This window comes from Paenibacillus sp. sg306046, from assembly GCF_059821225.1.
Genome location: NZ_JCAMRT010000015.1, coordinates 42419 through 61475, shown reverse-complemented (window position 1 = coordinate 61475; position 19057 = coordinate 42419). Strand labels below are relative to the sequence as shown.

At 53.8% G+C, this 19057-nt stretch carries 17 protein-coding genes; all 17 read right to left on the bottom strand.

Features of this window, described 5'->3' with window-relative positions:
• Positions 1–183: 183 nt before the first annotated feature.
• Positions 184–1917: a phosphoenolpyruvate--protein phosphotransferase gene (gene ptsP / locus AC6ROY_RS16255; protein WP_500101694.1), complete on the bottom strand. Its 1734-nt coding sequence runs from the start codon at positions 1915–1917 to the stop codon at positions 184–186.
• A 1-nt stretch (position 1918) separates the two neighbouring features.
• The gene (locus AC6ROY_RS16250) at positions 1919–2185 is read right to left on the bottom strand and encodes an HPr family phosphocarrier protein (RefSeq protein WP_500101619.1); all 267 of its coding nucleotides are present in this window, start codon (positions 2183–2185) and stop codon (positions 1919–1921) included.
• Between the two features lie 40 nt (positions 2186–2225).
• Positions 2226–2681 carry a PTS sugar transporter subunit IIA gene (locus AC6ROY_RS16245; protein ID WP_500101618.1) on the bottom strand — a complete coding sequence of 152 codons (456 nt, stop codon included), beginning with the start codon at positions 2679–2681 and terminating at the stop codon, positions 2226–2228.
• Between the two features lie 70 nt (positions 2682–2751).
• Positions 2752–4146: a PTS fructose transporter subunit IIC gene (locus tag AC6ROY_RS16240; RefSeq protein ID WP_500101617.1), complete on the bottom strand. Its 1395-nt coding sequence runs from the start codon at positions 4144–4146 to the stop codon at positions 2752–2754.
• 1 nt (position 4147) lies between these two features.
• Positions 4148–5116 (bottom strand): 1-phosphofructokinase, encoded by a 969-nt coding sequence (pfkB, locus tag AC6ROY_RS16235; protein WP_500101616.1) that lies wholly within the window; start codon positions 5114–5116, stop codon positions 4148–4150.
• A 1-nt stretch (position 5117) separates the two neighbouring features.
• On the bottom strand, positions 5118–5897 hold the full coding sequence (locus tag AC6ROY_RS16230) for a DeoR/GlpR family DNA-binding transcription regulator (RefSeq protein ID WP_500101615.1): 780 nt from the start codon (positions 5895–5897) through the stop codon (positions 5118–5120).
• 212 nt (positions 5898–6109) lie between these two features.
• A complete protein-coding gene (gene cyoD, locus AC6ROY_RS16225; protein WP_500101614.1) occupies positions 6110–6469 on the bottom strand; it encodes a cytochrome o ubiquinol oxidase subunit IV in 360 nt (119 codons plus the stop codon).
• A 1-nt stretch (position 6470) separates the two neighbouring features.
• The gene (cyoC, locus tag AC6ROY_RS16220; protein WP_500101613.1) at positions 6471–7088 is read right to left on the bottom strand and encodes a cytochrome o ubiquinol oxidase subunit III; all 618 of its coding nucleotides are present in this window, start codon (positions 7086–7088) and stop codon (positions 6471–6473) included.
• Positions 7088–9082 (bottom strand): cbb3-type cytochrome c oxidase subunit I, encoded by a 1995-nt coding sequence (locus tag AC6ROY_RS16215; RefSeq protein WP_500101612.1) that lies wholly within the window; start codon positions 9080–9082, stop codon positions 7088–7090. The genes cyoC and AC6ROY_RS16215 overlap by 1 nt, the downstream gene beginning before the upstream one ends.
• A gap of 15 nt (positions 9083–9097) precedes the next feature.
• Positions 9098–10048 (bottom strand): ubiquinol oxidase subunit II, encoded by a 951-nt coding sequence (gene cyoA / locus AC6ROY_RS16210; RefSeq protein WP_500101611.1) that lies wholly within the window; start codon positions 10046–10048, stop codon positions 9098–9100.
• A gap of 285 nt (positions 10049–10333) precedes the next feature.
• On the bottom strand, positions 10334–10594 hold the full coding sequence (locus AC6ROY_RS16205; RefSeq protein WP_500101610.1) for a hypothetical protein: 261 nt from the start codon (positions 10592–10594) through the stop codon (positions 10334–10336).
• 353 nt (positions 10595–10947) lie between these two features.
• On the bottom strand, positions 10948–12030 hold the full coding sequence (gene bglB, locus AC6ROY_RS16200) for a beta-galactosidase BglB (RefSeq protein ID WP_500101609.1): 1083 nt from the start codon (positions 12028–12030) through the stop codon (positions 10948–10950).
• Positions 12027–14558, bottom strand: a complete 2532-nt coding sequence (locus AC6ROY_RS16195; protein ID WP_500101608.1) for a hypothetical protein — start codon at positions 14556–14558, stop codon at positions 12027–12029. The genes bglB and AC6ROY_RS16195 overlap by 4 nt, the downstream gene beginning before the upstream one ends.
• Before the next feature lie 7 nt (positions 14559–14565).
• Entirely contained in the window at positions 14566–15381 is an 816-nt protein-coding gene (locus tag AC6ROY_RS16190) for a carbohydrate ABC transporter permease (RefSeq protein WP_500101607.1), read from the bottom strand.
• The gene (locus AC6ROY_RS16185; RefSeq protein ID WP_500101693.1) at positions 15381–16229 is read right to left on the bottom strand and encodes a carbohydrate ABC transporter permease; all 849 of its coding nucleotides are present in this window, start codon (positions 16227–16229) and stop codon (positions 15381–15383) included. The genes AC6ROY_RS16190 and AC6ROY_RS16185 overlap by 1 nt, the downstream gene beginning before the upstream one ends.
• 175 nt (positions 16230–16404) lie before the next feature.
• Positions 16405–17268, bottom strand: coding sequence for an AraC family transcriptional regulator (locus AC6ROY_RS16180; protein WP_500101606.1), 864 nt, complete (start codon positions 17266–17268; stop codon positions 16405–16407).
• A 301-nt stretch (positions 17269–17569) separates the two neighbouring features.
• On the bottom strand, positions 17570–18871 hold the full coding sequence (locus tag AC6ROY_RS16175; RefSeq protein ID WP_500101605.1) for an ABC transporter substrate-binding protein: 1302 nt from the start codon (positions 18869–18871) through the stop codon (positions 17570–17572).
• Positions 18872–19057: the final 186 nt, after the last annotated feature.

Genomic DNA, 19057 nt, shown 5'->3' with positions numbered 1-19057 from the left:
TTGCTTATTTATCGTAACGGATCGGCTCCGGTTTGCCGAGGTGACGATCTTTCGATCAAGGGTTGAAATTTTGACGGCCCATACCAAAAATCCCTGCCCGGCTTCTCCAGAGAGAAGCTGAACAGGGATCGTGAAGCTGCAGGTCCTTATATTCCGGCAACAGACGCCGCGGCGGGGACTATGCTATTCCGCTTGTTGAAAGGCTTGCACGGCTTGGCGTACCTCTTCGGTTGTATCCATCTCCAGCACGCGGGCGAGCAGCTCGCGGCTCGCCGCCTCGGTCAGCCGGGACAGCGTAAACTTCTGCTTGGCGACGGAAGCTGCATCCATGCTCCATTCATCCAGCCCCATAGCCAGCAGCAATGGCGCAGCCAGCGAGTCGCCGGCCATTTTGCCGCACATGCCGACCCATTTGCCTTCCTGATGCGCGGCCTCGATCAGCCGGTGAATGGAACGCAGCACGGCCGGGTGGAAGTAGTCATACAAATGCGCAACCTTCTCATTCATCCGGTCCACCGCCAGCGTGTACTGGACGAGATCGTTGGTGCCGATGCTGAAAAAATCGACTTCCTTGGCAAATCGGTCCGCGAGCTGGATCACCGACGGAATTTCGGCCATAATGCCGATCTCCAGCTGCTCGTCAAACGGGATGCCCTCCGCCTTCAGCTCGCGCATAATGTCCGATGTCAACGCCTTGGCCGCGCGGAACTCCGGCACTGATGAGACCATCGGGAACATCATTTTCACACAGCCGTAAGCGCTGGCCCGAATAATTGCGCGCAGCTGGGTGCGGAACAGCTCCGGCTCCTGCAAGCAAAGACGGATTGCGCGCATGCCGAGAAACGGATTGTCCTCATGCGGCAGCTCCCAATACGACAGCTTCTTGTCGCCGCCGATATCCAGCGTGCGGATGACGACCGGCTTGCCCCGCCATGCCTCCAGCATGCTGCGGTAGACGCGGAACTGCTGCTCCTCCGTCGGGAAGTCGGCGGCGTTCATGAACAGAAACTCCGTCCGGAACAAGCCGACGCCATGCGCCTCCTCGACGATGCCCTCACGCATTTCCTCCGGCATGCCGACATTAACGGCCAGCTCGATTTCCTTGCCGTCAGCGGTAAGCGCAGGCAAGCTTTTGTAAGCCTCCAGCCGCTGCGCCGCCTCCTGCTCCTGCCCCAGCTTCTTGCGGTATGCCGCCTCGGTCGCTGCCTCCGGGTGTACGATACAGACGCCTTCCGTCCCGTCGAGGATGATCCGGTCGCCATGCTGCAGACGGGCAATGCCGTCTCCGACGCCGACAACGGCCGGAATGCCAAGCGAGCGCGACAAGATCGCCGTATGCGTCGTCTCGCCGCCGATCCGGGTGACAAAGCCGAGAATAACGCTGCGGTCAAGCTGAACCGTCACCGAAGGCGTCAAGTCGTCGGCTACGAGGATGACCGGCTCGGTCAGCTTTTTCAGATCAGGATAGGCCACCTGCTGCAAATGCGACATCAGCCGCTCCGCCACATCGCGAACATCATGAATCCGCTCCTTCACATAGGCGTTGTTCATCTTCTCAAACATCGCGGCAAGCTGGGCGAGCACCACCTGCACCCCATGCTCGGGCGAGGTGCGCTTGCGCTTGACCTGGCGTACAATTTCGCCGTAGAAGGCCGGGTCATTCAGGAAGCTGCGCTGCCCCTGGATGATCGCGCTTTTTTCCTTGCCGAGCACCGCCTCGGATTGGGCGATAATGTCGTCCAGCTCGGCGAGCGACTGGCGCTTCGCTGCCTCCAGCCGGGCCAGCTCGCCCTCCACCGCCGCTTCGTCAATGCTCTCCGGGTAAGACGCCGCGGCGGTCGATTTCGCGTAAGCAAACACCGAGCCGAAGCGGATGCCCTCGGAGACGCCAATCCCTTGAATCCGGATTTCGCTCATTTTACTCACCGAAGCCTTGCTCGAACAGCCTGGACAGCTCCGCGAGCGCCTGCTCCTCGTCTGTGCCTTCCGTCGTCAGCTTGACCTGCGAGCCCTTCTCCAGTCCAAGCGCGATCAGATTCAGCACGCTTTTCACATTGGCCTCCTGGTTATCGGCCGTCTCCAGATAAATATCGGAATCAAAGCGCATTGCAGCATCGGCCAACGCTTGTGCAGGCCGAAGATGCATGCCTTCTTCATTGATAATCGTTAACGTAATTGTTTGCATCGTTACCCCTCCTGTTCGGTTTCTTCCCGCTTGGGCGGGCTTACAGCGCGCTCTCCAAAATGCGGACGACGGCTTCCTCCGTCTCTGCCTCCAGCAGCTCCTGACGGAAGCTTGCATGAATCAGCTTGCGGGATACCGAAGCCAGAATGCGCAGATGCTCCTTGCCCGCCGCTTCCTGCGGAATCGCCAGCAAAATCGCCATCGCAACCGGCTTGCCGTCCAGTGCATTCCATTCCAGCGGCTGCTGCACGCGGGCAAATGCAATGCCCGGCTTCGCAACGCCTGCCGACTTGCCGTGCGGAATCGCTACGCCGAAGCCGATGGCCGTCGAGGAGTGCTGCTCACGGGCCAGCACCGAGTCCAGAAACCCGTCAAGATCGGTCACATAACCGGCCGCTTGCAGACGCTCGCCCATTTGCCGCAAGCAAGCGTCGCGGTCTGTTGCCTGGCTGTCCAGGATGACAAGCCCGGAATGCAGCAATTGATTTTCGTTCATAAAAAGATCCCTCCATATGGTCATGTTCATATCTTGTTTGGCATATTTGGCTTTTTTGGGCTTATATAGCTTAGACGCCAAAGACATCCGCGTCCGGCTTATTTTTTTTCAGCAAAGCTACGCAAACGGCAGTAACAATCGTTCCGGCGACGATGGCAAGCACGTAAGCGGCCAGATGCGTCACCGCATTGGGAATCGCCAGAACGAACACGCCGCCGTGCGGCGCCTGAAGCGTAACGCCAAACATCATCGTCAGCGCGCCTGTCACGGCAGAGCCGATCATCGTCGATGGGATGACGCGCAGCGGATCGGCGGCTGCGAACGGAATCGCGCCCTCCGTAATAAACGCCAGCCCCATAACCGAAGCAACCTTGCCCGCTTCCCGTTCTTCCTTCGTAAACTTCCGCTTAGCGATGACCGTTGCCAGCCACAATCCGAGCGGAGGCGTCATGCCCGCGGCCATCACAACGGCCATCGGTCCGTATACCTGACTGGCCAGCAGCCCTACACTGAACGTATATGCCGCTTTATTCAGCGGTCCGCCCATGTCAAACGACATCATCGCGCCCAGGATCAGCCCGAGCACAATCGCATTGGCCGCATTCAAGCCGGTGAGCCAGGCGGTCAGCCCGTCCATAATTCCTTTGACCGGCGTGCCGATTACATAAATCATCAGCAGCCCGACAATCAGCGTGGACAGCACCGGAATAATGAGCAGCGGCTTGATGCCCTCCAGGCTTTTAGGCAGCTTGATGTACGTCTTCAACCACTTGGCTACATACCCGGCGAGGAAGCCGGAAATGATGCCGCCCAGGAATCCTGCCCCGAGCTGACTCGCCAGCAAGCCGCCGATCAAGCCGGGAGCAAGTCCGATCCGGTCCGCAATCGAGAAGGCAATGAAGCCGGACAACACCGGAATCATCAGGGCGAAGGCAGCGCCGCCGCCGATGCTCATCAGCGCGGCCGCCAGCGTGCCCTTTTCTTCGAACGCCTTGATGCCGAAAATGAAGGACAACGCGATCATAATACCGCCCGCCACAACAAGCGGCAGCATATTGGATACGCCGGTCATCAGATGCTTGTAAGCGCCGGAGCGCTGCGCATTGCGGCTGACAGACGGCGCGGCGGCCGTTGCGCCCGCTGTTGCTGCCGATGCCGCCGCTTCCTTCGCGAGTGCCTGCCCGATCAGCCCGGCCGGATTTTTAATCCCCTCCGCAACGCCAACCTTCACAATCGGCTTGCCCGCGAAGCGGCTTTCAGCCACATCGGTGTCAGCGGCGATAATGATCGCATGCGCCTCGGCAATTTCCTGCTCGCTGAGCTCATCCTCGATGCCGAGCGCTCCGCGCTTCTCCACCTTCAGCGGCACGCCCTGCTCCTCGGCCGTTTTCAGCAGCGATTCCGCCGCCATGTACGTATGCGCAATACCTGTCGGGCAAGATGTAACAGCCAACAGCTTCTTCATCTCATTTTCCTCCCCAATTCGCCTGATCATTCATCAGGTCCATTTGAACATGGCCGGCCATCTGCTTGATTTCGTCAAATGTACATACCTGGGTTCCCGCCTTGGATGCGGTAATCGTTCCGGCGGCCGTGCTCCAGCTCGCCAGCTCGGCAAGCGGCTTGTGCTCCAGCAGCGCATAAGCCATCACCGCGACCATCGAATCTCCGGCCCCGACGGTGCTCAGCGCCTGCACAGGGAACGGTTTGACGCGAAACGCCTGCTCGTCATTCATCGCAATCGCTCCATCGGCGCCCATCGAAATCATCACCAGCCGCACGTCTTGCTCCAGCAGCCAGCGGCCCGCAGCCAGCACCTCCTGCTCCGTCTCCAGCTTCTTGCCCACGAGCTGCTCCAGCTCGTACAGGTTCGGCTTCACGGCATACGGCGCAGCCTCCAGCCCGGCGGCCAGCGCCGGCCCGTCTGCGTCGAGAATCGCCTTGACGCCGCGCTTCTGAGCCGCGGCGATCCAATCGCGATACAGCCGATGCTCCGCTCCCTGCGGGAGACTGCCGCCAAGCACCAGCACCCCGGCGCCGTCCAGCAGCTGCATGATCCGGTCATTCAGCTCCGCCAGCGATTGCGGCGTAATCGTGAAGCCCGGCTCGTTCACCTCTGTCGTTACCCGTTGCGTCTGATCGACGAGCTTCAGATTTGTCCGGGTTTCACCGGGAATCGTGACAAATTCGGTGCGAATACCCAAGTCGGTGAGCGCCAGCGTAATTTGTTCGCCAAGGCTGCCCGCCATAAAACCGGTAGCCGCGACCGGAACCTGGAACGTTTGTAAAATGCGCGCAACATTGATTCCTTTTCCGCCCGGGTCGAGACGCATCTCCGTCACCCGGTTTAATCCGCCGACCCGCAATTCGCCAAGCAGCATCGTCTTGTCCATCGACGGATTCAACGTTACCGTAACAATCCGTTGCTGACTCATGTTATCCCTCTTTTCCTCGTTCCACTTGATGCAGCTCAATCCCGCGCGCCAGCAGCGCCTTGGTGAAATCCTGCGGCAGCCCGCTGTCGGTCACACAGACGTCGATGTCGCGCCAATCGGCGAATCGGGCAAAGCTGACCCGATTAACCTTGCTGCTGTCGCTGAGCAAAATGACACGGTCCGAGCGTTTGATCATCTTGCGTTTAATATCCGCCTCAACCATATTGGGCGTTGTCAAGCCTTCCGCCAAGTCCATGCCATTCGTTGCCATAAAGGCTTTATCAATTTTGATCAAATCCAGGCAGCGTTCCGTCATCGGCCCGACCAGCGAATGCACCCCGCTGCGGTAAGAACCGCCTAGCACAATAATTTCAATGCCTTGCGGCAGTTGCAGATCACGCGGCAGCTGCAGCGAGTTGGTCACAACCGTCAGCCTCGAAAATGCGCTCAGACACTCGAACATGTAAAACGTCGTGGTGCCCGAATCAAGCAAAATCGTATCGCCTTCACGGATCAGCTCAACAGCTCTCGCTGCAATCGCTTTCTTCTCTTGGGGCGACGATACTTCTTTTTCCGTGAAGCTTGGCTCGAAATTACCGTTTTTGACCGAAATGGCGCCGCCGTGCGTCCGCTTTACCAGCCCGGCCTCTTCCATTTCACGCAGATCGCGGCGGATCGTAGATTCCGAAACTTGGAACCGCTCGCATAATTCCTGGGAATCTACCCGCCCGCGCTCCTCAACCAAGCTTAAAATGAGCCCTTGTCTCTCTTCACTAAACATATTCAGGTCCCTTCCACTTGAACGTTTACGGATGATTACCTTCTATTAAATGACCGTTTGTGATCGTTTTGCTGATGATTGAATTATATTCGTTCAAAACGTTCATGTCAATGTCTATCTTATGGTTTCCAAAACGCAAAAAAACGATGCCGGGGCAAAAGCCTCAGCATCGTTTTGAGCGTAAATAAATCTTACTGCCACTGCCGCGCAGCTTAATGCGCAACGGCGTTATACGTCATAATCCAGATCGAGCCTGCGACGATGGTCACCAGAATAATCAGGCCGAGCAGCAGCGCCATGATGTTCCATCTGGCATTCGGACCTTCCTTCACGTGCATGAAGAACAGCAGCTGCACGATGAATTGCAGGATGGCCGCCAGCAAAATGACAAGCAGCGTTCCGGTCCGGTTCATCAGCCCGTTCAGCACGATCACCAGCGGAATAATCGTCAGCACGATGGACAAGGCGAAGCCGATGACATACGACTTGAGCGAGCCGTGGGAGCCGCCTGCGCCGTGCGAATCATGCCCGTGTCCGCCCGTATGCGGCTGGGAAGTTTTGGAGCCTGCCATCTTACATCACCCCCATCAGGTAAACGACCGTGAAGACGAAAATCCAGACCACGTCCAGAAAGTGCCAATACAAGCTGAGCACTTCAACCTTGCGTTTCGTTACCGGTGTAATGCCGCGCTTGCGCAGCTGCAGCATCAAACCGATCATCCAGATCAGACCGAGCGACACGTGAAGCCCGTGGGTGCCGACAAGGGTGTAGAAGGCTGACAGGAATGCACTGGTGCTTATCGTCGCGCCCTCGCCGACCATGTGAACAAACTCCGTCACTTCCAGCGTAATAAACGCTGCGCCGAGCAGCGCCGTCACGCCGAGCCAGCCGATCAACGCATTTTTCTTGCCTGCATGCATCGCCAGCACAGCCAGACCGCTCGTGAAGCTGCTCGTCAGCAGGATGAACGTTTCTGCGATAATGCCCGGCATCAGGAACAGCTCTTCCGGCGTCGGTCCGCCGTTTGTATTGCCGCGCAGCACCACATACGTAGCAAACAGCGTCCCGAACAGGATGCAGTCCGTAATCAGGAAAATCCAGAAGCCAAATGTCTTGAGCGATTCATGCTCATGCTCGTGATGCTCATCATGCCCATGGGCCGCATGTCCATGTGAAGTCGCCTGCGCCATTAGACATTCACCCCCCGTAAGCTTGCTTCCGTGCGTTTAACTTCATCCACCGGAATGTAGTAGTCGGTATTATAGGTAAACGAACGGACGATCATGCAAATCCCGACTCCCGCAAGCGCCGGAATCGCCATCCACATCCAGTTCCATACAAAGCCGAAGCCGACGAAAAACCATAAAAATGACATCACAAACGGGATGGCCGAGTTGCGCGGCATATGAATCGGCTCCAGCTTGGCCTTCGCCCGCTCCGCATACAAGGCCGCGATCGCCTTGTCGCCGCCGCCATGCTTCTCCTTGCTCTCCCACCAGTCATCCGTTGCCTTTACATCCGGCAGCACGGCAAAGTTATACAGCGGCGCCGGCGAAGGAATGGACCATTCCAGCGTCCGACCGCCCCATGCATCGCCTGTTGTGTCGCGCTCGTGGTTCTTGATGCTGTAGGCGATCTGCCACACTTGGAAAATAAAGCCGATCCCCATCATAAAGCCGCCAATGGTCGAAACCATGTTCAGCGGACCCCAGCCCATATCGAAATCATACACATAGACGCGGCGCGTCATTCCCATCAAGCCGAGGAAATATTGCGGCATAAAGCAGACGTAGAAGCCGATATTCCAGGTCCAGAACGCCCACTTGCCCAGATGCTCATTCAGCTTGAAGCCGAACATTTTCGGCCACCAGTAGTACAGCCCTGCGAAGAAGCCGAACACAACGCCGCCGATCAGCACCTGATGGAAATGCGCAATCAGGAAGTAGCTGTTATGGAACTGGAAGTCAGCCGGAGCGACGGACAGCAGCACGCCTGTCATCCCCCCGACGACGAAGCACGGAATAAACGCAATCGTCCACATCATCGGCGTCGTAAACCGGATGCGACCTCTGAACATCGTAAACAGCCAGTTAAACACTTTAACCCCGGTCGGTATGGCGATCAGCATGGTGGTGATGGCAAAGAAGGCATTTACATTCGCCCCCGATCCCATCGTGAAGAAGTGATGCGCCCAGGTAAAGAACGACAGGACGCTGATACTGATCATAGCGAATACCATTGATGTGTAGCCGAACAGCTTTTTCTTCGAGAATGTCGAGACAACCTCGGAGAATATACCGAAGGCCGGCAGGACGACAATGTACACCTCCGGATGTCCCCACATCCAGATCAGGTTAATATACATCATCGGGTTGCCCCCGCCGTCCAAGGTAAAGAAGTGAGCGCCCATAAAGCGGTCAAGGAACAGCAAGGCAAGCGTGACCGTCAAAATCGGGAAAGCAAAGATAATGATGATACAGCTGGAAAAGACAGACCAGGTAAACATTGGGATTTTCATCAGCGTCATACCCGGCGCGCGCATCTTGATGATCGTTACAATAAAGTTGATCCCGGTCGCCAAGCTCCCGATTCCGGATACTTGAATCCCCCAGATGTAAAAGTTTTGCCCGACGCCCGGACTGTGGGACAGCTCGGACAACGGCGGATACGCCAGCCAGCCTGCGTCAGGCGAGCCGCCGATGACAAACGAAACGTTGAACAACATCGCCCCGAAGAAGAATAGCCAGAAGCTGAGCGAGTTCAGGAACGGATAAGCGACGTCGCGCGCTCCGATCTGCAGCGGCACCACGATGTTGAACAAACCGAACATCAGCGGCATCGCCATAAATAAAATCATAATGACGCCATGCGTCGTAAAAATCTGGTTATAGTGATCGGCTTGCAAAAACTCCATATTCGGCATCGCGAGCTGCAGCCGCATCAGCAGCGCGTCCACGCCGCCGCGGAACAGCATGAGGATCGAACAGATGATGTACATAATGCCGATCCGTTTATGATCGACGCTTGTCAGCCATTCGCGCCACAGCCAGCCCCATTTTTTGAAGTAAGTCAGTACAAAAACGATGGCAACCATCGCAATCGCAATACTTACCTGCGCCCCGAGGATGAGGGGATCGCCCGTCACGAAAAACTCGGACGAGAACTGTTTGATCTTATCCAGCATGGGAGGACTTCCTTTCTATCGTTTAGTTTCCGAAGCAGTCGTACCTGGCGCCGTCGCCGGAGCGGAAGACTTGCTCTCCGCTGCCCCGCCGGCATGCGCGCCGTGAGAGCCCCCAACCGCATATTTGCTCACAATTTGATTAAACAGTCCTTCCGGGAAGCCGGAGAACAGCTGTGGCGTCGATTTGCCCGGCAATACGAGCTGCTCGTAGCCGGCCTTGCTCAGCGGAGGCGTCGAACGCTTGATCTCGGTTACCCATCTCTGGAATTGCTCGTTTGTCACGGCATCAACCTCAAAGTTCATATCGGCGAAATGCTCACCGCTGAAGTTCGCGCCGGTGCCATAATATTTGCCGACATGGTCAGCCTGCAGGAACAGCGTCATCGCCATCCCGGACATCGTGTACATCTGACCGCCGAGCTGCGGAATCCAGAACGAATTCATCGGCGCATCCGAGGTCAGCTCAAACTTGATCGGCACACCTTCCGGAATTTGCAAATAGTTGACCGTCGCAATACCTTGCTCCGGATACATAAACAGCCATTTCCAGTCGAGCGACGTCACCTGCACCGTGACCGCCTTCTTGTCGGACTCAATCGGCTTGGAAGGCTCCAGCGCATACGTATACTTAACAGTCACCACAGCCAGCACGCCGATGATGACAATCGGGATTCCCCACCAGATTGTTTCCATCAAGGTACTGTGGGACCAGTTAGGCTTATAAGCCGCTTTGTTGCCCGGCTTGTCCCGGTATTTCCATACAATAAACGCAGTAAGCAGCAGTACAGGCACCAGAATGATCCCGCACAGCACAGACGAGATGATGATCAAGTCTTTCTGACTTTGTCCGATTGGCCCTTTCGGGTCCATCACAATGACCTGCTCCCCACAGCCCGCCAGCAGCAGCAGCATCGTCACGATCAACAGCGGGAAAACAGTCCGAAGCGCCTTTTTCGGATTTGGCATGGTGTACCTCCTGTTCGTTGTTCAACAACCTTAGGTATGAGAATCGCAAACATGCCCCTGTGATTTTGATCACATGTGATTTAGTTCACTTTCTCCTATACAGATAACATACCAAAATTCCGCCGTTTGTGAATAGGGTTAACAAATAAGTCATGCATTCGCCATCTTCCCGTAAAACAAATGTCACCGATTCGACATTGACCAATCGCAAAAGGTATGAAAAAACAGCAAAAAGCTTCCGCCGAACCTCAGTTCAGCAGGAAGCTTTCTTCTTGGGCATCCAGGTTATTCCTCGACTGACGCTGCGCGGGAATTGACCAGATGAATAGCTGTACGAATCACGTAAACGAACACGCTGCCGACCATAAAGCCGATCCCGATCATCAACGACGGATTTTTGTCGCTGAAATGATGCAGATTGAGCAGGCTGAGCAGCAAACCGAATCCAAGGAACACCCATGCCGCAGCCGTCATCATCGTGACCAGACGACCTACATCACGTCTGATTTCATTCCTATTGTTAGCCGAGATTGTTTTTGTCGTCATGCTAATCACTCCAATCATGCTGAAAGTGCTTTCTTATCTATAGTATATCATAAAACCATCCGTTTTGTTCAAACTTTTTTCACATTATAGCCATAGTTCGGACAAAATCATTGAAATTCTTCATCCTTTCCTTATAGGATGCCCGGAAAAATCATGAAACTTTTTTGGAAACTACAGCAGCGGCAGCCAAGGACGAGAACATCATGTCCTGGACTACCGCCGCGTGCGCGCTCTATATCGAGTTGTACACCTCTTCTGTAGATAAGTGGTTCTGGTGCTTGCTCAAGTTTACTTGGCGTAATATGGAAGGGCGCCATTCCGGAAGCATGGAACGACGCCCGCCTTATCCATTTTCAGTTCGTTGAATAGCTGGAGTTGCGCAAACCTTCCATCAAAATCAGAAGCGCTAACGCCTGGCCGTAAGTCATCGGAGAGATCGGAATGTCTTTGTAAAATTGCTCGTCAGGACCAACAGGCGTCCCGTAGGAAACCTCCTGCACCACACCGCTTGCATCAATCCGCTCCAAAACCGCCTGCAGCGCTTTTTCTCCGATAAGCCTATACCCTATAGGCAAGTAGCCCTTGCGCACCGCCTTCAATATGCCATAGCCGAAAGCGGCCGTGCACGACGTTTCTTCGTAAGAGAGCGGATCGTCCAAGACAGTCCTCCACATGCCATTCTCCGCTTGAAGCATGGCCAGCGCTGCGACCTGACTGCGCATCGTATCGAGCAAATACTGCTTGATCCCGTCCTCCAGCCCCACCATATCCAGAAAATCTACGATTCCGCAGGTATACCAGCCGTTGCCCCGCCCCCAGCGGACTGCCCCGTAGTTATGCCTTCCGTTGAAATCCCATCCGTGAAAGAACAATCCGGAGGAGCGATCATACAGATATTTAATATGAATAAGAAATTGCTTCTTCGCTTCCTCAACATATTCGGGATGCTGAAAAAATACCCCCGCCTTCGCCAGGAAGAGAACGGTCATAAATAAAGTATCAATCAAAATTTGTCCTTCATTCGGGTCGCCTGTAATCATATGCTGGAAAGCCTGATCTCCTGTCCTGATCAATCCGAGCTCACCGTCCATGATCCAATGGCTCCATTCCTCGCATACCTTCATGTAAGCCTCGTCACCCGTCAACTCGCACAGGGCTATCAGCGTCAGCAGTGGAGAGCAGGTATTGACGTTTTTTTCCGGCAGTCCTTCCCGAATGCGAGCGTCAAACCAATCCCGCAGAAACTGAAGCGTAGCCGCATCCTTCGTCTCCTCGTAATACTGATACATGCCGTACAGACCGACGCCTTGAGGCCACTCCCATAGATGAATATCAATAAGCCCAATCGGATAAATTTCGTCCATGCCTTCATTTTTCATCGATTTCATCGCATTGGATACACTACTGATCGCACTTAGCATTGTCTCCCGTCTCACTTGCAAGCAGCCACCCTTCCTTGTCGTACCAAACGGCCGTTTACTCCGCAGTCCTTGATTTGTACAGTCTCTCCGTTCACGATAACGGGCTCCTGCCAGCCAAAGCTAATGTCGCCGAAGGCGTAATCGACCGCTCTCACCTGCAGAGATTCCGTCTTCACCTCCAGCGGCATCCTCAGCACGTTGTCGATAAACTGCTCGAAGGTTCCGCATTCCTTGCGATCGGCTGCTCGGACCAGCCAAATATTGCGCCGTCCCATCGAAACCAGCTCGCGCCCCCGGTTTATGCCTGTCGGCGTAAGGGCGAGTCCGTTCGCCGCATAAATGGCCGTATAAGCGCCGTCCCTTTCGCCGAAAAACCAGGAGCCCCGGCTTACAACGCGATCGAACGCATAGGTCGGAAAGTAAGCATGCGTATAACCGGCGTCGTGATTCGGGTCAATATCAAACAGCAGGAGGCCCAGTCCCTTGTATTGCCCGACCTTCGGCAAGCAGCCGTTTCCTGCCCAGAAGCAAGGCCGTCCTGCACCGTGAGCGTAAATCTCCCCGGGGTGATTCACCCACACCTGGGCTTCGGGAGAAAAGGCCAGATGCAGCACATGCTCCTGGTACCCCTTCAAACCCGGCCGGAAGTCAGAGATGCTCGACATGACGAAGGAGTTGGTCCGATAATGAATGAGCTTGGCATAGCCGTCTTTGCCTTGCTCCAGCGAAAACTCCAGCTCCTCCCCGGAATTCAGCTCCAGCAGCTCCGCCAAATTCTCAGGAGGCGTATATTCCGACAAGTACAGCGACACATTAAAGCTGGCGCTGTTCACATTGCCCGCCCCATAACCGACCCAGATCAGCGAGGTCGTCCCAGCCGCATGATTGCCGATCAGCTCTTTCTCATAGCTGCGTCCAAACGTCGAGGTCAAGTATCCGCCATGCGCCTCGGCGGCCATGTACGCATACAGGAGATCCATCGCCTGTCTGGCCTGCTCCCGCAATGCCGGCAGCTCGGCCAGATCATACAGCTGAATCAGCCCCAGGAAATCAATCGGGATATAAGCGCTGGAGTTCCATTCGGCCAACCCTTCAGCGAAGAAGCGTTCAAACCAGCCCATCAATTGCTGCTCGGCCTTAGCCTGCCTCTGCGCTCCGGTTTCGCCGCTGTTGCCGAATTTCTCCTCAGGGAACAGCTGGCCCGCTAACAGCTGGCAGCTGTGGAACAGCAACGCATGATTTTCGCTGAAAAACCACATCACATCGTCGCCCGGCTCATCGATCCAATACCGGAAGCCGAGGACCGTTTCCTGAATCTGCGCCCAGAAGTCTTCCTCAAACAGACCGCTATCGCGATAATCCCGCCAAAAACGGAACAAGGCAATCAAGTAAAAGTCGGCGCAGTCTCTTCTCTCCCTGATACCGATGAGCCCTGCCAAAATCATGTCTCGCGTCGTCGCGGGGTCGCCACCGGTTTTCAGCTTGGCAATGGCCGTATGAATATTCGGAATTCCCAGTGCCGCTACACATTCCAGCGCCACCCGCTTGCGCTCATCCACTGTCATGGCCTTGCTGTCGCCAGGCTGGAAGCGAGTATTGTACAGCTCCAGTCCGAACCGCTTGCGGATCGAGACCTTATCCACCTGTACCACCAGCTCGAAGTACTTATAGTCCACCCCATAATCGTCGGTGTGCCCCAGCACCAATCCTTGCTGTCCCTGTTCAAGCTCCAGCTTCATCGAATATTGACCATCGAAAAAGCTGCTATAGTTCACAACAAACCCGATGCTGCGATCAAAAGGCTCCTCGAACAGGATCTGCAGCTCTTCGTCCGTTACACTGTCCTTCGGAAAATAAGCCCGCTCCAGAGCTTGCTCCATGCCTGATACCGTCTCGGCAGCTTCGGAGTCCGACAGGGGCAGCCGAATGGCTATCGCTGCGTGACCTGTGTATTCCAGCGTAAAGTGATAAAGCGTATCGCGCTCGGCCAGATCCTCGTGACAGACGAAAAACTCATTGACCCCCTCCCGCAGTTCAACATCCACCTGTGTCTGTTGTTCAATATTTCTGGTAAACGGCGTGAAATCACATACGAGGCGACCATTCACCCATAACGCTGCCCCGCCGCAGGTCTTCAAGTTAAACACAGCTTTATGCGCGGCCGGACTGACAATAGCCGTGTAAGCATATCTCAGCATATGGGTAGGCACATAATAAAATCCAGATTCTTCCACGCGGGAGTTCCCCCATGGGAAATAGACATCCCAGCCCACTTCTGAATCCCCTAACGATACCCGGTCTCCTGGAGCCGGAGGAGCAGTGAATGGAAGTTGGGGAACGGCAGAGCGGCGCTCCTGCACAAATTCCTTGCGACACGGATTTTCATGAATGGAGAAGCCCTTGATCAGCCAATCATTGATGTCTCCTTCCATTGTCATCGGCTCAAAGCGCACATTCCGGGTTAAAATCCCGCTAAGCAGCCAGCGGTTTATAACACGATGCTGCAGATGCAGGGGAGAATAGGTTAAATAGCTGTTTGTCATCTTGTCGTCATCCTTTCATGCCTGATGTGGCAATCCCTTGTATAAATTGGCGCTGGAAGATCAGGAATACCACCAATACTGGTATCATCGTAATCGTGGACATGGCCAGCAAGCTTCCCCAATCTACATTGTACTCCCCGATAAAATTGGATAGCGCCAGCTGAATTGTGTATTTGGAAGGATCGCTAATCACGATAAGCGGCCACAGGAAATCGTCCCAGCGCCACATGAACGAGAAAATCGCGAGAACAGAGATGATGGGCTTCGCAATGGGCAGGATGATCCGCCAAAAAATTTTCCATTCGCCCGCTCCGTCCATTCGCGCCGCTTCCAGCAGCTCGTCCGGCACAGACAGCAAGTACTGGCGCACCAGAAACACGCCGGTCGGCGTAGCCGCTGGAGGAATAATGATGCCAAGCAGGTTGTTGTACAGCCCCAGCGTAGAGATCACTTTAAAGATCGGAATCATGATTACTTCTAGCGGAATCATTAACGTGGAGATGAAGCCGACCAGTAGAATCGTATCGCCCTTAAAGCGATATTTCGCCAAGGCAAATCCGGCCATCGTGTTGACCAGAAGCAGCAGTAAGGTGGACGTAACCGTAACTACGGTGCTGTTGAGGAAATACGTTCCAAAATGCCCTTTGTCGAACGCGGCGATGAAATGCTCAAGCGACCAGTTCGCAGGCAAGATGACAGGCGGCCAGCTGTACAGCTCCTCCTTCGTCTTAAAGGACGACAATACGGTCCACAGGACAGGGAAAATCCAGGTCAGGGCCAGCGCCATCAGGAGGACGTAGGTGCCCAGTTTCGCTTTTCTCATCAATTTTCCCCTCCTTTAGAAAGACGGAACTGCAGGGCCGAGAACAACCCGACAATGACAAACAGAAGGACAGACATGGCGCTGGCCATGCCAAGCTCTTGCTTGGCAAAACCGGTTTCATAAATATACTGTACGATATACGTGGTCTCCTTGCCGGGACCGCCGCCAGTCAGAGCATACATAAGCGGGTACGCCTTGAAGGCGTCGATGAGCGCCACCATCAGGACAAGAACGCTCGTCGGCTTGAGCATCGGAAGCGTAATATCCCAGAATGTCCTCCAGCGGGACGCGCCGTCCAGATTGGATGCCTCGTACAGATCGACGGAAATCGATTGCAGTCCGGCGATAAAAATAACCATGAAAAAACCGACTCTGGACCATAAGGTTGCAATGACGACAGACAGATTGGCATAGAACGGATCGGTCAGCCAACCTATCGGCTCAAGCCCTGCCGCGGTCAGCATATAATTCAAAATGCCGAACGAATCTCCGAAGATCCACTTCCACGTCAAGCCGACAATAATGTACGAGATCATCGTCGGCCAATAGATGCTTGCCCGGAACAGTCCCTTCATCCTCACATCACGGATCAACAGCAAAGCGATGCCGAGAGCCGCAACGTAAATGCCAGGTACAACAACGGCTGCATAAAGTCCCGTGCGGCCAAGCGAGGCCCAAAATTCGCTGTTGCCAAGCACCTCGGCGTAATTGGCAAAGCCGAGAAATTTCATTTCATTCAGACCATCGTAGTCGTGAAAGGAATAGATGAACCCGACGATGGCGGGAATCACAATAAACGTTGAAAAAATGACGAAGTTGGGCAATATAAACAAATACGGCGCGAGCATCCGCGCCCACTTTTCCTTCTTCCATGAGGACTGCGGCTTGCTCCCTTGATTGACCCCTGCTTGAGACACCGTTTCCTCTCCTTCCATAGAATATGACTTAACCCAAGGCCTCGTTCGATGACGCTTTGCCGAACGCATAGTCCAGCTTGGGGCTATACTTGCATTCATAACGTGTTTACTGATGGGTCTTGCGATATGTCTGCGGAGAAACCCCCGCGTATTGCTTAAACATGCGGCTGAAGTGTATCGGACTGCTGAACCCAAGATACTCCGACATAATGCCGACGGGCTCGTCCGACAGCCGCAGCAGCTTCTTCGCCTCATCAATCCGTTTGCGCGTAATATAGTTGTTGATGGAGATGCCTGTAATCTCCTTGAAGCAGTGGCACATATAGTATTTGTTCAAATGCATGTAGCTTGACAGCTCTTCCAGAGTGACCGAGCTTTTGTAATGCCCGTTCAGATACATCAATATCCGTCGGACATTCGTCTCCTTTTGCGATTGAGCCGGAGAGGTCAGCAGCGAATAGACATCCTTGGATTTACGGTAAATTTTAAGCAGAAGTTGAACCATCAGGCTTTGTATCATAAATTCGTGTCCAATCGCCTCCTTCTCTCTCTCTCGAAACATCGTGAGAAAGTGGCTGTCCAACTCCTCCTTGCTTTTCTCATCCCACCGCAGCAGCAAGCCGTTCGGATTAGCGAACAAATCGAGCAGCTTCGCCTGCAAATCTTCTCCAGCCAATTCCTGAATGTAGTCAGCCGTAAAGTTGATATAACTCCTAATATACGGGAAGTCCTTCGAAGGATTTGGACGGTGCAGCACATCTCCGCTAAACAGCAACATATCGCCAGGCTGAAGCTGATAAACTTCATTGCCGATAATGAGATGGGCGTTGCCCTGAAGAAAAAAATAAATCTCAAACCCATCATGTGTGTGAAGCGGCCAACTGTTCTGCCATTCTGAAACCTGATGTCGAATGTATATGCGCTCCAGCTTCAATGCCTTGTTAGTGGGAAAATGGGCATTATAAGCCATAGTTGGCTCCCTCCCGTTCGCATGATCTTGTCTTGCGGTTGATGTCATTTTTGAAAACGCTTTAGTTAAATTCTATCATAGTTGCTTCTTTTGATAAGTATGAAAATTGTTTAACATTTAACATATATTGCTGTAGAAAAGCCGGAGTTCCGCCTGCTACTATTCCCTCATTTCCTAACCTAATCCCGCTTAGCATGGCCTCTGCTAAACTGCTTATTCAGACGCTTTACGGGGTCCGCATCCTGACATGAGGAAAAAGAGCCGCCTCTGGGGCGACTCTTAGCTTCTTTACGAACTATGATTATTTACCTTGCTCGCTGATGGCTTTGTCGATGAGCTTGGCCGTTTTATCCAAAGCGTCTTTGGCCGTTACCTTGCCGGATATCGCCTCGACGATATTATTTTTCAAGTCGGTGGAGAATTTCGGCACGATTTCCTGTCTGGACCAGTCATTGGCCGCGAGCGGAGACGTGTTGGCCAATTCGTTGGCGAATACTTCGAACATTTCTTTGCCGAACGCGTAATTCAGCTTCGCGCTATCCTTGCGAGGGCTGATAAATAACGATTCCTGATTGAATTTACCATTTACTTCTTTGGAGGATAAGTATTTGATAAATTCCGCAGTTTCCTTTTCTACGCCCGAGCCTTTGAAGGCCATGACATATTTGCCGCCCGGCACAGACGAACGGATCTTCTGCTTCGGCATATAAGTAACGCCCCACTCGAAGTTGGAAATGTCCTTGTAGTTGCTAAGCATCCAGTTGCCTGACATATGGACGGCTACCGTACCGGAGCGGAATAGATTGTTCGGATTCTCCGAGCCTAACCATACGGATTGCGGAATAATGCCGTCTTTATGAAGCTTGACGAAATAATCCAGAGCCTGAATGCCTTCTGTACTGTTGACGGCTGCTTTCTTCCCGTCTGCGCTGATCATGCTGCCTCCAAATTGATAGAGCAGGGTGCTCCATCTGTGCGGCGAAACATCCCACACCATGCCGTATTTGGCGCCGCCTTTTTCCATGACCTGCTTGACAGAGGATACAAATTCATCCCATGTCCATACGTTGTCGGGGGAAGAGGGTACCTGTACGCCCGCTTTCTGGAACAACGTCTTGTTGTAAATGATCCCGTTCGCCGTAACGTCCATCGGGGCCGCGATAATTTTATTATCAACCAAATAATAAGGCTTAATCGAGTCCATAAATTGAGAGGTAAAACTGTCCGTATTGCCTACATAAGGAGTTAAATCAAGCGCCTGATTCGCGAAGGCTCCCGTATCCGTCATTCGCGCCAGCGCCGGCGGTTTGCCGCCAGCAATCATCGTTTTCAGCTTCGTCTGTAAATCTTTGTAGGCGACTTCAATCAAATTGATCTTCACATGAGGATTTTCCTTTTGATAGTCCGCGATGATTCCTTTCATTACATTGCCTTCGATCCCGTCCGTAAACCACACATAGTCGAGAGCAACCTCTTTCGGCGCTGCCGCTTGCTGGCCTCCCGATTTCGGTTCCCCGGCACTGCCTTTGGAGCATGCGCCTAGACTTACAGTCAAGGCGGACGCAAGCAGCAGCAGCATCGTAGACTTTATGTTTCTGTTCATTTGAACACTCCCCTTTTTATATTGTCAGCGCTTTCAAACGAATCATAACATAGATTCTCTCTGCCGTTATATCGATTATTGCTGGTATTTTAACGTTTTTTGCTGTTTCTCAAGCCTCCATGGCCCAATAGCCCCACATCATGGGGCCGTGCGTCCATCCTGAGCAGAGGTATTATAGACCCAAAG

Excerpts from the sequence above, each read along its gene's own strand:
- cyoD (WP_500101614.1), bottom strand. The coding sequence starts at position 6,469 with ATGGCAGGCTCCAAAACTTCCCAGCCGCATACGGGCGGACACGGGCAT.
- AC6ROY_RS16180 (WP_500101606.1), bottom strand. The coding sequence starts at position 17,268 with ATGGCTTATAATGCCCATTTTCCCACTAACAAGGCATTGAAGCTGGAG.
- ptsP (WP_500101694.1), bottom strand. The coding sequence starts at position 1,917 with ATGAGCGAAATCCGGATTCAAGGGATTGGCGTCTCCGAGGGCATCCGC.
- AC6ROY_RS16240 (WP_500101617.1), bottom strand. The coding sequence starts at position 4,146 with ATGAAGAAGCTGTTGGCTGTTACATCTTGCCCGACAGGTATTGCGCAT.
- AC6ROY_RS16185 (WP_500101693.1), bottom strand. The coding sequence starts at position 16,229 with ATGCTCGCGCCGTATTTGTTTATATTGCCCAACTTCGTCATTTTTTCA.
- AC6ROY_RS16205 (WP_500101610.1), bottom strand. The coding sequence starts at position 10,594 with ATGACGACAAAAACAATCTCGGCTAACAATAGGAATGAAATCAGACGT.
- cyoA (WP_500101611.1), bottom strand. The coding sequence starts at position 10,048 with ATGCCAAATCCGAAAAAGGCGCTTCGGACTGTTTTCCCGCTGTTGATC.
- AC6ROY_RS16250 (WP_500101619.1), bottom strand. The coding sequence starts at position 2,185 with ATGCAAACAATTACGTTAACGATTATCAATGAAGAAGGCATGCATCTT.
- AC6ROY_RS16245 (WP_500101618.1), bottom strand. The coding sequence starts at position 2,681 with ATGAACGAAAATCAATTGCTGCATTCCGGGCTTGTCATCCTGGACAGC.
- AC6ROY_RS16175 (WP_500101605.1), bottom strand. The coding sequence starts at position 18,871 with ATGAACAGAAACATAAAGTCTACGATGCTGCTGCTGCTTGCGTCCGCC.
- AC6ROY_RS16215 (WP_500101612.1), bottom strand. The coding sequence starts at position 9,082 with ATGCTGGATAAGATCAAACAGTTCTCGTCCGAGTTTTTCGTGACGGGC.
- AC6ROY_RS16190 (WP_500101607.1), bottom strand. The coding sequence starts at position 15,381 with ATGAGAAAAGCGAAACTGGGCACCTACGTCCTCCTGATGGCGCTGGCC.
- cyoC (WP_500101613.1), bottom strand. The coding sequence starts at position 7,088 with ATGGCGCAGGCGACTTCACATGGACATGCGGCCCATGGGCATGATGAG.
- pfkB (WP_500101616.1), bottom strand. The coding sequence starts at position 5,116 with ATGAGTCAGCAACGGATTGTTACGGTAACGTTGAATCCGTCGATGGAC.
- AC6ROY_RS16195 (WP_500101608.1), bottom strand. The coding sequence starts at position 14,558 with ATGACAAACAGCTATTTAACCTATTCTCCCCTGCATCTGCAGCATCGT.
- AC6ROY_RS16230 (WP_500101615.1), bottom strand. The coding sequence starts at position 5,897 with ATGTTTAGTGAAGAGAGACAAGGGCTCATTTTAAGCTTGGTTGAGGAG.